Below are 14,210 nucleotides of genomic sequence, written 5' to 3' on the forward strand. Positions count from 1 at the left end.
ATATGGTGCCGTTTTTGGCATTGTGACTGCCACTTTTGGCAAAGTATTGGAATTGTTTGGTAATTCATGTGTTTTTGGTTGATTTTGTTGGTTTTTTACTGTTTTGAAATGCCAAAATTGGCATGATGAATGTTAAGTGTTGTTTTCAGTGAAGCTCTCGGCGTTTAAATAATAGCTTCTTGTTTCCAATGACTTGTGATTTATTTCGGCGTTTTTTGTCTGTTCTTCTCAAACTGGCATGGTTCCTGCTTTTTGATTGGTAGGTGGTGACACAGATGCTGCAGATCAATTGTGATTGCAGGATGTGTGTCAGACCACTCACAATGGGCTTTTGGGGAAAACCATTGGCCTGATGATCAAACAGTCATTTCTAAGGAAGCAAACCATGCCAACACCGGCCTATATTAAAATTGAAGGTGCAACCCAGGGTCTTATCACTCAAGGGGCGGCCACCGAAGACTCCATCGGCAACATCTGGCAGGAAGGCCATGAGGACGAGATTCTTGTTCAGGCGATCGACCATGTGATCACCATTCCACGTGATCCACAGTCGGGCCAGCCATCGGGACAACGCGTGCATAAGCCATTTAAGTTTACCTCGCCGCTCAATAAGGCAACGCCGTTGCTTTACAACGCGTTGACCTCGGGCGAGATGCTGACCACCTGCGAAGTGCATTGGTTCCGCACCAATACCTCTGGCAAGCAAGAGCACTTCTTCACCACTAAACTGACAGATGCGCTGATTGTCGATGTTGATTGTGACATGCCGCATTGTCAGGATCCCAAAAATGCCGACTTCACCCAGCTTGTGACGGTGTCGCTAAGCTATCGCAAGATCGAGTGGGAGCATGTGGTTGCAGGTACTTCGGGTGCCGACGACTGGAGATCACCGAAGGTTTAATTGGCAAGGCCAGCATCCGCGCAAAGGCGAACCTTTGCGCGGATGCTGCAATACTTTTTGCCCGATGTGATCGTCGCATAGGTTTGTGGGCAATGAATAGGCCCGACAATGAACAAGACCGGACAGGGTAAGATTATCCTTGATCCATGTCAGGAGAAGAATGAATGAGTGCCATACCGCAATTGCCTATACAGATGCAGGATCAGGATATTGCCTTTAGCTACTGGATGAACGAGGCGCAAAATGACAAGTTTGTTGTCACGGCCTTTGCGGTCGATGAAGCCGTCTTCGGCATGACACGTATTGAAGTGATGCTGTCATCGGATGATGATAATATCGATTTACAGAATCTGATGGATAGCCCCGGCACGCTGACGGTTCATCATAAATATCTTGAGACACTGCGTCACTTCTCCGGCGTTGTTGTGGAGGCCGAGCGGGGCGACAGCGGCCATCACCGCACGGCTTACCGTCTTGTGCTGATGCCAAGCCTTTATCGTTTGGACCATGGTTCTGATTGTCGTATCTTTCAGCAGAAAAAGGTCAGCGAGATTATCAAACAACTGTTCCAGGAACATGAGATCGAGAATGTGATCTGGGATGTTGATGATAGCGGCCATCAGACACGGGAATATTGTGTGCAGTATCGTGAGAGCCATCTGGCCTTCGTTGAGCGCATTCTGGCGGAAGAAGGCATGTTCTATTATTTTGAACATGGCAAGGAAGGCGAACTCAAGCTGATTGTGTCGGATAATCCCGCCAGTCCATCGGCTTGTCCTGGACAAAAGGAGATTGAATATAATGCACTTGCATCAGGGGCGGTGAAGGGCGTTTACTGTTCCTCGCTGACCTATCGCGAGAAGCTGCGTGCAACCACCATGGTGCAGCGTGACTATACGTTTAAGAACCCGGCCTATAATCAGGAACATAAAGAGCGCACCCCCAATCCCAATGGCGAGAAGAAGGATTACGAACTTTATGACTATCCCGGCCGCTACAAGGCCGATGCTGCGGGCAAACCCTTCACCCGTTATAAGCTCGAGGCAGCCCGCGTTGATGCCTCGCTTGCTTACGGCATCTCGAACGCTCCGCATTTGCTCACCGGCCATGCGGTTGATTTGCAAGAGCATCCAGACAAAAAGCTGAACCAGAACTGGCGTTTGCTGACCATCCGCCATGAAGGTGTGCAGCCACAGGCGTGGATGGAAGACGGGCAGGGCGCGCCGATGGCGGATACGGGTCTGGTGGCACCAGGCTTGCCGGGCACAGAGCTTTCCGGCCTTGCCTTTGGCACGACATCGTCGATGAGCCCCAATCTTCTTAAGCAGGCGCTGAGCCGTCGCATGAACTTAGCTGTGCAATCAAGTGAGGGGGAGGATGCCAAGCTTGCCACCACTTATGCCAATGCCTTTACAGCACAGCCGTCAAAACTTCCCTATCGAGCACCGCAGTCGGTCAAGCCGCTGATTGACGGCCCGCAGATTGCCATCGTTGTCGGCCCTCCGGGAGAAGAAATCTTTACCGACAAATATGGTCGTGTCAAAGTCCACTTCCCATGGGACCGCCACAAGGAACCCAATGCAGAAGACTCATCATGCTGGATCCGTGTGTCGATGAACTGGGGTGGCGGCAAATGGGGCCATGTGGCGCTCCCACGCATCGGCCACGAAGTCATCGTCGACTTCCTCGAGGGCGACCCCGATCAGCCGATTATTACCGGCAGGACTTATCATGAAGTGAATATGCCGCCCAATACGTTGCCAGAATTCAAAACACGTATGGTGCTGCAATCCAAAACCCACAAAGGTGACGGCTTTAATGAATTGCGCTTTGAAGATGAGAAAGGCGAAGAGGAAGTCTGGTTCCATGCTGAAAAGTATCATAATGCCGTTGTGAAAGATAATGAAACGTGGCTGATTGGTGCCAACCGTCATAAACGTGTGGACGGCTCACAATCGGAAAGTATTGGCGGTTCTAAAGATATTGAGGTGTCAGGCTCTCATACAGAAGCAATAGCTGGTTCCATGAGCCTGATGGTTGAGGGCTCTAAAAAGCATGAAGTGATTGGCGATGAAACGTCAATTGTGCATGGCGAGCAGGCTGACCTGACAAAAGGCAACTGGACCAAACGCGTTGAGCGCAATATCCGCATGGAGAGTGAAGCACATCAGCAATATAAGGCTCCGGGCACGATATTTGTCGATGCAGGCGATAAAGTTGTCTTGCGTGCGGGCTCGGTGATTTCGCTAAATGTTGGCGGCAATTTTATCCGCATTGATGACAGTGGTATTATCATTGAAGGCACGGTTGTTAACATCAATACGGGCGCGGGCTCACCAGCAAAAGGCATGGAGGTGCCGATGATTGAACCGCCGGAAGCCGACAAATATCAGGGCCCTTATGCTGAGCGCTATCAGCGGTCATTCAAGAAATAGGGTAGGATGAGGAGGTCTTTATCATGGGTTTACCTGCTGCAAGATTAGGCGACATAGGTTCTGGCCATAGTTGCCATTTTCCACCATCGCCTGCGGTTGAAGGTAGTCCGAATGTCATCATCAATGGGCGTCCTGCTGTGCGCAAGGGGGACGCTTATGCCGCTCATGGCTGTAATGTCTGTCCAGCCCCACCCCATGGCCGGAAACTGGCAAAGGGGTCACCAACGGTGTTCTTCAATGGCAAACAGGCGGGGCGCATTGGCGATCCGATTGATTGTGGCGGCGTTGATCAGACAGGCAGCCCCAATGTGTTTATTGGTGCATCCAGCCCTCCCGGTAGCCGAAAGCCTTTCCGTGAGAAATGCCCTTATGCCCATGAGGCAGAATGATGGGGGCAATGCAGTGGGTGCTCTGAGGCAGAAAGAATTATCCAATGAATGAAGATGATTTTAAAGTAAAATATTCAGATTCACCTTTTGCGCCTGATTGGGCACGTGATCCGGCCTTGCGAGCAAACAAAGGTACAGACTTAGATAAACCTATGCCACAAGCCGATGGTGCTGATCCTATATTGCATGATGGGCAAGCCAACAAGAATGGTGAAACGGCGAAGCCAACGTCTTCTGATGAACCATTCCGCCCAACGGTTGAACAGATTGAAGAAATTCTCTGGAAAGAGGCTGATGATGATGTGCGTGTTTATTGCATCATGGATGGCTATTGGGCAGAGGGGCTCTATGGGCGTCTTCTGAACAGCCCCGACATCTCATGGGCACATATGTTCCAGGGTGATGTTGCCACCCGCAATGTACAGCAGGCTCCGTTTATCATTGCGCTCAAGCGCGGGCATAAGCTGACCAAATGGCTCATAGAAGAAGGTTGGGGGCAAGGTTGGGGCATCTACTTCACTGCTTCCACGCATAAAGCACATCTGCTTTATGGCAACCCGCGCATTCACGACAAACGCTTTCTGCATTCCAATGAAGAGCAGCTGAAGCTTGGTAACCTCACACAAGGCCCCGAAGACCCCTTATGGAAAATGCGTCGTCATTTCAGACAGTTCTCTGACGTCTATCTCGAAAGCGAAAACAAAATCGTCGATTTTAGATATTATGATCCATGGGTGACAGGTATATTTATTAAAAATTGTAGCGTAACAGAAAAAAAGAAATTCTATGGTCCTGTATCTACTATTTCTTCAGATTTTTATGTCGATCGTCAACGTAAAGATATAGATTCAATTATGTGTATCTTTCATGAAAAGAAATATGAATTGATAGATATTCAGAATGAAACAACTTTATTAAAAAAGTTTACTGATAATGATATTAAAATAAAAAATATAATACATCATAATGGACTAAATACTATTCAAAATAACCTAATTGTTTCATTTGAGGATGCAGCTTTAGAAGCATTGTTGTTCAGTATGCGTGCAAAACTTAAAGATGAAAAATCATTAAGGAATTTTCGCACGGATGTTAGTGATGTTGGGATGAACCAGGTCTACGAAATTTGCAATCGGAATGATCTCATTCAAAGTAATTGTATATATGTGTCTCTTGTTTACGTCGGTGTTTTTGGAGTTGAAAGATTGGAAGTAAATATAAAAAAATGGCTAGTCGAAGGTGTTCAACCAAACATATTGCCAAGTGTACTTATCAATTTTGCACGATATTATGGAGCCAATTATAGGAAATTGAATGCATGACAGATGAATCTAATATTTCTACAAATGCTAACGAGCCTAATGAGGAATTACCAAGTGCAAAAGACGCAATTGAATCAATCATCAATTCACCAGACGACTTTGATGCATCAAATCCATATCCTCCAAAACCTGCAAAAGATATAAAAACAAAATGTAAAAAACCTCTTTTACTATTTGTTGGTGGAGCAGCCGACTTTATGATTAATGAGAATATGAAAAAAGTATATGAAAAATATAAAAATTTTGAATTATTTCATAATGATTATCAGCATATAGAGTATTGTTCACATACGGCATGGCCGACAAAGGCACAATATATAATCAACCTTTATGAAAAGAAATTCGGCGGAGTAATCTGTTTAGTGGGGCACTCGTGGGGGGATGTGCTGTGGTGCAAATCGCCCTTAAGATGCAGGAAGCAGGGCAAAGAGTTAAGTTGATTGTAACTTTAGATCCCATTGGAACATGGTCTGCAAGAATGAGTAAAGTCATTCATACTGACAAGAAAAAGGGAATTACAACGACAAAGATTCATAACTATGATGAATGGAAAAATTATTATATCGATTACAATGACAGCGACACCAAATATAAACGGTTTTTACCGATTGACCCCAATGGCGTTGCCATGAAAGGTGGTCCTATGATGAGAATTGATCAATCAAATGTGGTTAATCTAAGTACTGTTGGTAGAACAGGTTTTGAACATGCTTTGGCAAGAGATATGTTTTCTTATTAATATAACGATGTGGAGAACGTAGTATGCGATGGTTAATTATGATTTTTATAATGGTTTTTTAATAAGCTGTTCAAAAGAAAGATTTACGTTAAGAGAAGGATATAAGTTAGGGAATGTTATATCTTTAAGCACGCCAATGAAGGATGATTGCCAAAGATCGTCAAGTCAAGAAAAGTGCAAAGCCTATGTGACATGCAGCATACACGACATGATTAAAAGTAGAAAAATAAAACCCTATATCGATTTTCTTTCTGATGAGAATAGAAATAACAACCGTAAAAAATTAGAAATTCTTTTCTATCCAGATCTATATCCCGGAACCTATAAAAAAGTTTGGAATATAATTGGAGCGAATGATTTTCATCCTGAGCAAACACTTGAGAGAGAACGTATAGAAGCTGTAGCCATCATGAAACGGTGTGGGGCGGAAAATGGAATTGATGTTGATGCTATTTATCGGCAATAGCATATTCGGTGTACCGTTAAATTAGATTATTAGTTACGCTTGATCCAGTTGGAACCGTGTTGGCTCGTAAGAGTGGAGATAATGTTACTGATAAAAAAATGGCCACACCAAAAAAAATAAAAAATTGATAGGTCCTGATCCTAGTTTTTAAGCGACACTTTTGCGCAGCCATTGGGCAGTGAGGGAAGCACCGTTGTTGATTAGTCCATTTGGCGGCCCTTCATAAAGGAGTTTGCCGCCAAAGCGACCGCCTCCGGGGCCGATATCAATGATCCAGTCGCTTTGCGCAATCAATTGCAAATCGTGTTCAATAACAATCACGGTGTTGCCTTCGTCAACAATCTTGCGCAGTAAATGGAGCAGGTTATCAATATCTGCCATGTGCAAGCCGCTGCTGGGTTCATCCAGAAGATAGAGCTTATTTTGTGCTTCTAGACTGCTTGCAAGTTTCATTCGTTGTAATTCGCCACCTGAAAGCGTGCTCGTCGATTGGCCTAAGGTCATGTATCCCAAACCAACTTTTTGCAAAATGAATAGCTTTTGCGCTATTGCCGCGGAGTCGAAGAAAGCCACGGCTTCATCGCCGGTCATAGCTAAAATGTCTGAGATATTTTTACTTTGGTACGTATAGGCCAACGCTTCATTACTGTAACGTTTGCCCCTGCATTCTTCGCAGATTACGATAACAGGATCAGCGAATACCATATCTGCTTCAATGACGCCTTTCCCTTGACAATTTGGACACTGCCCGAGCGAATTGAAACTGAACATCGATGCTTTGACGCCGGTCTTATTGGCAAACTCCTCGCGGATAGAATCCATAATTCCGAGATAGGTTGCGAGATTGGAACGGTTTGAGATGCCAACCGGTTTTTGATCCAGTATTGTCGCGTCAGGATATTGCTGTGCAAGCTCGCCAAGGATCAGCGAGCTTTTTCCAGAACCGGAAACGCCCGTCACGGTTGTCAACGCGCCTACAGGTATGTTGACTGTTATATGGTCAAGATTGTTTAGTGTCGCATTGCGAACCGTAAGATATTTTTCTGTCACAAACACTTTTTCGGATAAAGTAAGCGGTTTCTGCAGCCATTGCGCGGTCACGGAGTGCTTGCACGATGGCAACTGCGCAAGCGATCCCTGATAAATCAGCTGGCCACCTCCAATGCCGGACGAAGGCCCGATATCGACGATTTCATCTGCCGCTTGAATGATAAGCGGTTCATGTTCCACGACAAGAACCGAATCTCCTTTGTCACGAAGCAATTTCAAAATTTTGATAATTTTATCTATGTCATGAGGATGCATCCCCGTACTTGGTTCGTCCAATATGTAGGTCATCCCGGTTAGGCTGCTGTTCAGATATTTAACCAGCTTTAACCGTTGGGCTTCACCACCGGACAACGTATCCGTGCGCCGATTGAGTGTTAGATATCCCAGACCAAGATCAACAATTTTATCCAATACCGGTGCAATTTCCGCTTTTAATGAGCGACCGATTGGACTGTCTACAGCATCAAGAAAACCGATAACGTCGATAATTTCCAGATCAAAGACGTCAGCGATATTGCGACCTGCTATTCGTGAATTGAGTGCGGCACTATTGAGCTTCTTTCCATGGCATTCCGGACATGGCGCAATAGACACAACTTTCTGAACGGCGCTTCTGACTGATAGGCTGGTTTTGGAGATATCTTTATTTAAGTATAACCTGTTGAAACGATCAACGATACCTTCATACCAAACACCACTCGGATCGTTTTCGATAATGACCTTCCGTCCAGAGCCATGGAGTAAATTAAACCATTCTTCCGGCGTATAGTCTTTCAGTGGTTTATCATTATCAAAAAAACCAGAATGGCCATATAAACGCCATTGCCAAGTGTTTCGCCCCCAAGGTTTGAAACGGATTGCACCGTCGTTGAGTGATTTGTTTTTATCCAATAAAGCATCTAGATCAAGCGTCACGGTTTCACCAATGCCCTTGCAAGTCGGGCACATGCCGCGCGGTGTGTTCGACGAATATGCGGTAGCAACACCGGCACTTGGTGTTCCACAACGCGAAAATAAAAGGCGCAAAAGTGGCGCGATATCGACTAGTGTTGCGACGGACGAGCGTGAACCGCCTGCGACTGGTTTTTGGTTGACCACGATAGAAGGGGTTAGATTTTCCATCAATGCGGCCTTAGGCCGTTCATAAAGGGGGAGTTTATGCCTGATATAGAGCGGGAAGGTATCATTTAGTTGACGTTGGGATTCTTTGGCTATCGTACCGAACACCAAGGATGATTTTCCTGAACCTGAAACACCGGTGAAAACGATAATCTTGTTCTTGGGAATGCTTATGTCAAAACCTTTCAGGTTGTTTTCTGCGGCGCCCTTTATTGTGATCGGTTGCATGACATGCGGCTCCATTCGCGTTGGGATTGAGTTTATTGATAGGCTTGCCAAATTGGCAAACTGGCTTGTAAACTTTGAAGCCGCTTTAAGGTCAACGTGCAAAATGATTGGAATGGGCAATGGCAGGCTCTATGAAGATAAGTGACGTTTCAAAATCACTGGGCATACCAGCTTCAACCTTGCGTTACTGGGATAAGGAGGGGCTTATTCGATTTGAACGTGACGAAGATAATAATTATCGCCGTTTTTCTTTTCAGACCATGTTGAATATATGCGAAATCATGTTACTTCGCAGTCTTGAGCTTCCATTGCCAGCAATCAAGTCTGCGGAAAAAGCAAATCCAGATCAGCTGCTGACGCTGCTTCAAGCCACAAAGATCGACCTTGAGAGCAAGTTGCGCTACTATGAGCGTGTTATTGCCAAAATCAAAAAGCGACAACAGAAATTTGAACAATTCAAACAACTGGAAACTGAACCGATCCGAGAAATTATAGGAAGAATTCCGTCCATTCATGCCTTTGATTTTCGCGATCAACAGATGGTTCAAATGTATCTTGATGATCCGAGCTTATCTGCCGATATCCTGAGGGAACGTTCGAAAAATGCTTTCCAATGTGGCCTTTTCGTCGATGATGAGCACCATCAAGGGAAGATCCTACGTGCAGGTGACAAAGGTGATAAACCCTATCTCTACGGCCTCTTGTGGATGAACCGCGCAGAACAAAGTAATGCCGACGAATTTCGAAAGGCTGCGCCGTATGGCCGGTGCAGGCAAGCCGAAGTTATCTGCAAATATCTGGTGTCGGCCCGCGCGGAAAATGGTGAGTATCGAAATTATTTTGAAGCTTGGATGGAGTTGGATGCGGTTAGCAGCGGCTGAGATAACGCTCACCGCTATCAGGCATGATGGCGACAATCAGCTTACCGGCATTTTCCGTGCGTTCAGCCAATAATGTCGCGGCATGCAGGATGGCACCTGAAGATACACCGACGAACACGCCTTCGTCGCGGACGAGGTGCAAAGCGGTTTGGCGGGCTTCTTGCGTCTCAACAGCGATAATTTCATCAACCATCTGGCGATTGAAATTTTTAGGGAGCGATTCATGCGGCACCTCGCTGACTTTATGAACACCGTCAATCTCATCGGGATAGGGGTTGTCATCAGTCGGTAAAGAGCTTTCCGCCGGTTCTGCTATGACTATCTTTATCGATGCTTTTCGCGATCGCAAAAATTGTCCGATACCTGAAGCTGTCCCACCTGTGCCCATGGCGCAAACCAGAATATCAACTTCGCCGTCGGTGTCGTGCCAGATTTCTGGACCCGTTGTTATAATATGTGCATTGGGATTAGCAGGATTCGCCAGTTGATCGATGAAAAATGCGGCTGGATTTTCTTCCTGAATGCGGTACGCAATTTTATCTAAGGCTTCGGGATCCATAAAAAATGCATTTTCAACGGTAACGATTTCAGCTCCATAGATTTTAAGAAGTTTGATCTTGTCCACGCTGATATTGTCACTCACATAAAACTTTGTGCGATAACCTTTAGCCGCAGCGACAGCAGCCATCGCGATACCGGTATTCCCGCTTGTTACGTCGACAATCGTATCACCTTTCTTCAGAAGTCCACGCTCTTCCGCATCCTGGATCATGCTGAAAGCCGCTCGATCTTTGATGCTTCCAGCAGGGTTCAAATATTCGATTTTAGCAACGATGCGGGCATTCAAATGTCGTTTTTGCGTGTAATTTCGTAATTCGAGCAAGGGCGTTTTGCCGATAAGTTCAGTTAGATTGTTGAAAATTCGCATCACGACTCCTTCAGTTCTCGGGCAAACCAGCGGGGTTTGTTTCAGCTTTTTGCAAAGCTTCATCCCCTAGGTGCCAACGGTCGAGTATTTTTTGGTAGGTGCCATCGGCGATAAGACCATTGATCGCAAGTGTAACTGGCTCAGCGAGTCCACTTCCCTTGCGTGTGACAACTGCAACGTCCGAACGGTCAGGCCAGCCGGCGCTTAACGTTCCAACACCGCGCAGATTGCCATCCCGCAATGACATATAAACAAGCTGGGCATTCGGCTGCACAATAACGTCAGCTCTGCCCGATTTTATGGCAAGAAGACTGGCAGCGCTATCATCGTAATATTGAAGGGCAATAGGTTGCAAACCAGCTGCCTGAACCTCATCGTTCCAACGCAGCAGAATGCGTTCCTGATTGGTCCCTGCACCGACGATGACACGCAGACCTGCAAGGTCTTTTGGTGCGCTGATTGATTGGATGGCACTGTCTTTTTTTACGTAAAACCCGTGTAGTCCCTGGCGGTAGGTAGAAAAATCATATTTCTTCTTACGGGCTTCGGTAACGCCGATATTGGCCATTGCCGCATCATATTTTCCAGATGTTAAACCTAGTGACCAGTCGATCCAGGTAATGGGGACGAGCTGCAAGTCGAGTCCTAGACTTTCGGCAATGGCAGAAGCAAAATCAGCCTCCGATCCAACCGGTGTTCGTGCATCTTGTGCATAGAATGAAAGAGGCGGATCGCTCGGTGCAACGGCGATAGTCAATTTACCTTTGGACACAAAAGGAAAGTCTTTCGGAAGGGCTTTGATGGCCGATTCATTTCTACCGACATGTATGCGGTTAAGCTGTTCGGGTGTTGTATCAAAAAATGGTTCAGCCTGTCCGTTTTGTGCCAATAGACTCATAGCTGTCAGAGAAAATGCTGCGAGTATGGAGTGCCATTTCTTCCAATATGTCGACATTGCCGCGCTCCTTATGGCTTAACCGGTTTTGGCAAACCGGGCGGATTGATCTGCGACTGCTCGACCGCTTCTTCCTGCAAGTTCCATCTTTGCAAAATCTTTCCGTAGGTTCCCTCAGTAATAAGATCATTTAAAATATCAGCCATCGGTTTGGTCAAAGCACTATCTTTCGGTAGGGCAACGGCAATTTCTGCTGTCAACGGCCAACCGCCATTAACTGTACCTACCAATCGGGTTTTGCCAGTCTTTGCCGCGATATAAGACTGCATGGCGTTTACGCTGAAAATGGCATCGGCTCGATCACTATCAAGAGCGAGCGTTTGCAAGGCTTTGTCGTCATAATACTGTACCTCCACAGGCTTCAGGCCGGCGGCGATGTTCTGTCGATCCCATTCCAACAGTATCTTTTCTTGATTGGTGCCCGCATCGGTAATAACCCGCAGCCCAGCAATGTCTTTTGCTTGTTTTATCTCCTTGATGGGACTTGAGTTTTTGACATAAATACCGATGACATCATGACGATAAGTCGCAAAATCAAACTTTTCCTTACGCTCTTCGGTAACGGTAATATTGGCAATGACAGCATCATATTTGCCGCTTGCCAGACCTAGCGGCCAATCCGCCCAGACGATTTCAACAACCTCTAGCTTTTTTCCCATGCGTTTGGCGATTGCCGATGCAAGGTCCATATCGAGACCAATCAAGGTTTTGGCATCCGTAGCATAATCATGCAAAGGCAAACTGCTCGATGTATTGGTGGCGATGGTGAAGGTATCCTTTTTTACAAAAGGTACCTTAGCAACTTCATCCACACGTTGTTGACTTGTTGTGGTCTCGGGGCGTCCTGCCTGCTCAGGTGTTTGATCAATATTCACGGGCGTGGCCCACGATGATTGGTTGAACAGCGTGCCTATTGCCAATATTCCTGCGGTTAAAATCTTGGTTTTTGGAAAAAAAATCATAGTAAATCTCCTGAGCGAACACGCATTTGTATCGTCGCTTATTGCAGCACTTTGTCGAGGAAGCTGCGTGTGCGTTCATGTCTTGTATGGTTGAAAATGTTATCAGGACTGCCTTTTTCGAGAATCCGACCGGCTTCCATGAAAATGACTGTATCGGCAATTTCGCGCGCAAATGCGATCTCATGGGTTACAACAATCAAGGTCGATCCGGTGCGGGCCAATTCCTTTATCACATCCAAAACTTCACCCACCAATTCGGGGTCAAGCGCAGATGTCGGCTCATCAAAAAGTAAAACACGCGGCCGCAATGCCAAAGCACGCGCAATGGCAACACGCTGTTGTTGCCCGCCTGAAAGCTGACGCGGATAGGCTTGTGCCTTGTCCAGAAGTCCTACCCGCGCCAGAAGATCAATGGCGTCCTGCACCGCTTGTTCACGCGGCTGTTTCTTCACCTGTATCGGCGCTTCAATAATATTTTCGAGAACGGTGAGATGAGGAAAGAGATTGAAATTCTGAAAAACCATCGCAATATCGGCGCGCTGTTTGAGTATATCTTTCTCTTTCAATTCAAACAATCTGTTGCCCTGCTTGCGATAACCTACAAGCTCGCCATCAACATCGATGAAACCGCCATCCACCCGCTCCAAATGGTTGATTGTGCGCAGCAGCGTAGACTTACCTGATCCTGACGGCCCTAGAATAGCCGTGACACTGCCAGCTTTGATATTGATATTGATGTCATCCAATACTTTGTTTGTACCGAAATATTTTGACACATTGTGGATGTTGACACGTGCACCATTACCGGAATGGATGTCGCCAAATCCATTATGCTGTGTGTGCAGTACGCCAGATTCTACCTCGCTTAGCCGTTTGGAAATGTGTACTTGATCGTCTTTGGAACGGCGGAGTAATTTTGCAAATGGCAGCGCTACAGGATTGCGAACGGCACCTCTGGAATAGTAGCGTTCAATGTAATATTGCGCGAGCGAAAGCACGGTCATGATGATAAGATACCAAACGGTTGCAACCATTAGCAGCGGGATGACCTCCAGATTGCGCCGGTAGATCACCTGTACCGTGTAAAACAGCTCGGGCAACGCCAAGACATAGACCATCGAGGTGCCCTTGGCCAAGCCTATGATTTCGTTAAAACCCGTTGGCAGGATAGACCGCATGGCCTGAGGTAACACGATACGGATTGCTTGCCGCTTTTTCGACAGGCCAAGGGAAGCGGCAGCTTCATGCTGGCCTTGATCGACAGAAAGAATACCACCCCGGACAATTTCGGCAAAAAAGGCCGATTGGTTCAAGGTCAAGCCGATAAATGCCGCGGCAAATGGTGTCAGAAGCGATACCATAGGATAATTAACCAGCACATCGCCATTAAACGGGTTGGCAATGCGAATGCTTTCATAGAGATAACCGAGATTATTGAGGATGAGTAGCAGCACAATCAAAGGCACGGAGCGCAACAACCAGATGTAAGACCATGAAAGGCCTGCCAGCAATGGCGATCGGGATACCCGCGCCAGAGCAAGGAGTGTGCCGAGAAAGGAACCTGAGATGGCGGCAAGTATCGTTAAAAGGATTGTGCGTCCAAGGCCGACAAGAACAGGCTCCGAGAAAAACCATTGTGCAAATACCGGCCAACCCCAACGCTCATTGGTAAGGATGGAAGATAGAATAAGCCCAATGACAATGACGGCGAAAACCGTTCCCGCCATACGCAGGGGATAGCGAGCGGGGACGACCTTGTAATCGGAATAATCTTGACTGTCGGTTTTACCGTGAAGGGAAATGTCCACAGCGGCCAGTTCAGTTGTCGTTGACAT

General features: G+C 46.6%; 13 protein-coding genes and 1 pseudogene. 9 read left to right on the forward strand and 5 right to left on the reverse strand.

Translation table 11 applies throughout. From position 1 onward, the window contains the following. The first annotated feature begins 385 nt into the window (after nucleotides 1–385). The 8 genes and pseudogenes from ACYSNS_RS04295 (at nucleotide 386) to ACYSNS_RS04330 (ending at nucleotide 6,252) form a co-directional block, all read left to right on the forward strand. On the forward strand, nucleotides 386–901 hold the full coding sequence (locus ACYSNS_RS04295) for an Hcp family type VI secretion system effector (RefSeq protein ID WP_461721916.1): 516 nt from the start codon (nucleotides 386–388) through the stop codon (nucleotides 899–901). 164 nt (nucleotides 902–1,065) lie between these two features. Further along, nucleotides 1,066–3,336 (forward strand): type VI secretion system Vgr family protein, encoded by a 2,271-nt coding sequence (locus ACYSNS_RS04300; protein WP_461721917.1) that lies wholly within the window; start codon nucleotides 1,066–1,068, stop codon nucleotides 3,334–3,336. Between the two features lie 14 nt (nucleotides 3,337–3,350). After that, nucleotides 3,351–3,404 (forward strand): annotated as a pseudogene (locus tag ACYSNS_RS04305) (hypothetical protein); the annotation flags it as partial. Then, nucleotides 3,390–3,725 (forward strand): PAAR domain-containing protein, encoded by a 336-nt coding sequence (locus tag ACYSNS_RS04310; protein ID WP_461722382.1) that lies wholly within the window; start codon nucleotides 3,390–3,392, stop codon nucleotides 3,723–3,725. The pseudogene ACYSNS_RS04305 and the gene ACYSNS_RS04310, both read left to right, overlap by 15 nt. A gap of 44 nt (nucleotides 3,726–3,769) precedes the next feature. Beyond that, nucleotides 3,770–5,047, forward strand: a complete 1,278-nt coding sequence (locus ACYSNS_RS04315) for a hypothetical protein (protein WP_461721918.1) — start codon at nucleotides 3,770–3,772, stop codon at nucleotides 5,045–5,047. Beyond that, complete coding sequence (locus ACYSNS_RS04320; protein ID WP_461721919.1) at nucleotides 5,044–5,487, forward strand: hypothetical protein; 444 nt, start codon at nucleotides 5,044–5,046, stop codon at nucleotides 5,485–5,487. Before ACYSNS_RS04315 ends, ACYSNS_RS04320 begins: the two co-directional genes overlap by 4 nt. Before the next feature lie 38 nt (nucleotides 5,488–5,525). Next, nucleotides 5,526–5,786: a hypothetical protein gene (locus ACYSNS_RS04325; RefSeq protein ID WP_461721920.1), complete on the forward strand. Its 261-nt coding sequence runs from the start codon at nucleotides 5,526–5,528 to the stop codon at nucleotides 5,784–5,786. 28 nt (nucleotides 5,787–5,814) lie between these two features. After that, complete coding sequence (locus tag ACYSNS_RS04330; protein ID WP_461721921.1) at nucleotides 5,815–6,252, forward strand: hypothetical protein; 438 nt, start codon at nucleotides 5,815–5,817, stop codon at nucleotides 6,250–6,252. A 147-nt stretch (nucleotides 6,253–6,399) separates the two neighbouring features. Here the strand turns inward: ACYSNS_RS04330 and ACYSNS_RS04335 are convergent, their stop codons facing one another. After that, nucleotides 6,400–8,649 carry an ATP-binding cassette domain-containing protein gene (locus tag ACYSNS_RS04335; RefSeq protein WP_461721922.1) on the reverse strand — a complete coding sequence of 750 codons (2,250 nt, stop codon included), beginning with the start codon at nucleotides 8,647–8,649 and terminating at the stop codon, nucleotides 6,400–6,402. Between the two features lie 131 nt (nucleotides 8,650–8,780). Between ACYSNS_RS04335 and ACYSNS_RS04340 the strand changes: the two genes are divergently transcribed. Beyond that, nucleotides 8,781–9,530, forward strand: a complete 750-nt coding sequence (locus ACYSNS_RS04340) for a MerR family transcriptional regulator (protein WP_461721923.1) — start codon at nucleotides 8,781–8,783, stop codon at nucleotides 9,528–9,530. Here the strand turns inward: ACYSNS_RS04340 and ACYSNS_RS04345 are convergent. From ACYSNS_RS04345 to ACYSNS_RS04360, 4 genes are all read right to left on the reverse strand, one after another. Next, complete coding sequence (locus tag ACYSNS_RS04345; protein WP_461721924.1) at nucleotides 9,517–10,458, reverse strand: PLP-dependent cysteine synthase family protein; 942 nt, start codon at nucleotides 10,456–10,458, stop codon at nucleotides 9,517–9,519. The genes ACYSNS_RS04340 and ACYSNS_RS04345 overlap by 14 nt on opposite strands. 10 nt (nucleotides 10,459–10,468) lie before the next feature. Continuing rightward, entirely contained in the window at nucleotides 10,469–11,356 is an 888-nt protein-coding gene (locus ACYSNS_RS04350) for an ABC transporter substrate-binding protein (RefSeq protein WP_461722383.1), read from the reverse strand. Nucleotides 11,357–11,424: 68 nt separating this feature from the next. Then, nucleotides 11,425–12,375, reverse strand: coding sequence for an ABC transporter substrate-binding protein (locus ACYSNS_RS04355; protein WP_461721925.1), 951 nt, complete (start codon nucleotides 12,373–12,375; stop codon nucleotides 11,425–11,427). A 38-nt stretch (nucleotides 12,376–12,413) separates the two neighbouring features. Next, on the reverse strand, nucleotides 12,414–14,210 hold the full coding sequence (locus ACYSNS_RS04360) for an amino acid ABC transporter permease/ATP-binding protein (RefSeq protein WP_461721926.1): 1,797 nt from the start codon (nucleotides 14,208–14,210) through the stop codon (nucleotides 12,414–12,416).

Source organism: Bartonella sp. LJL80 (genome assembly GCF_054871565.1).

What these genes read in the sequence shown, in the direction of transcription:
- ACYSNS_RS04340 (WP_461721923.1), top strand. Translation starts at nt 8,781, where the DNA reads ATGAAGATAAGTGACGTTTCAAAATCACTGGGCATACCAGCTTCAACC.
- ACYSNS_RS04330 (WP_461721921.1), top strand. Translation starts at nt 5,815, where the DNA reads ATGGTTAATTATGATTTTTATAATGGTTTTTTAATAAGCTGTTCAAAA.
- ACYSNS_RS04320 (WP_461721919.1), top strand. Translation starts at nt 5,044, where the DNA reads ATGACAGATGAATCTAATATTTCTACAAATGCTAACGAGCCTAATGAG.
- ACYSNS_RS04315 (WP_461721918.1), top strand. Translation starts at nt 3,770, where the DNA reads ATGAATGAAGATGATTTTAAAGTAAAATATTCAGATTCACCTTTTGCG.
- ACYSNS_RS04335 (WP_461721922.1), bottom strand. Translation starts at nt 8,649, where the DNA reads ATGCAACCGATCACAATAAAGGGCGCCGCAGAAAACAACCTGAAAGGT.
- ACYSNS_RS04295 (WP_461721916.1), top strand. Translation starts at nt 386, where the DNA reads ATGCCAACACCGGCCTATATTAAAATTGAAGGTGCAACCCAGGGTCTT.
- ACYSNS_RS04355 (WP_461721925.1), bottom strand. Translation starts at nt 12,375, where the DNA reads ATGATTTTTTTTCCAAAAACCAAGATTTTAACCGCAGGAATATTGGCA.
- ACYSNS_RS04300 (WP_461721917.1), top strand. Translation starts at nt 1,066, where the DNA reads ATGAGTGCCATACCGCAATTGCCTATACAGATGCAGGATCAGGATATT.
- ACYSNS_RS04345 (WP_461721924.1), bottom strand. Translation starts at nt 10,458, where the DNA reads ATGCGAATTTTCAACAATCTAACTGAACTTATCGGCAAAACGCCCTTG.
- ACYSNS_RS04360 (WP_461721926.1), bottom strand. Translation starts at nt 14,210, where the DNA reads ATGTCAACGACAACTGAACTGGCCGCTGTGGACATTTCCCTTCACGGT.
- ACYSNS_RS04350 (WP_461722383.1), bottom strand. Translation starts at nt 11,356, where the DNA reads ATGAGTCTATTGGCACAAAACGGACAGGCTGAACCATTTTTTGATACA.
- ACYSNS_RS04325 (WP_461721920.1), top strand. Translation starts at nt 5,526, where the DNA reads ATGAGTAAAGTCATTCATACTGACAAGAAAAAGGGAATTACAACGACA.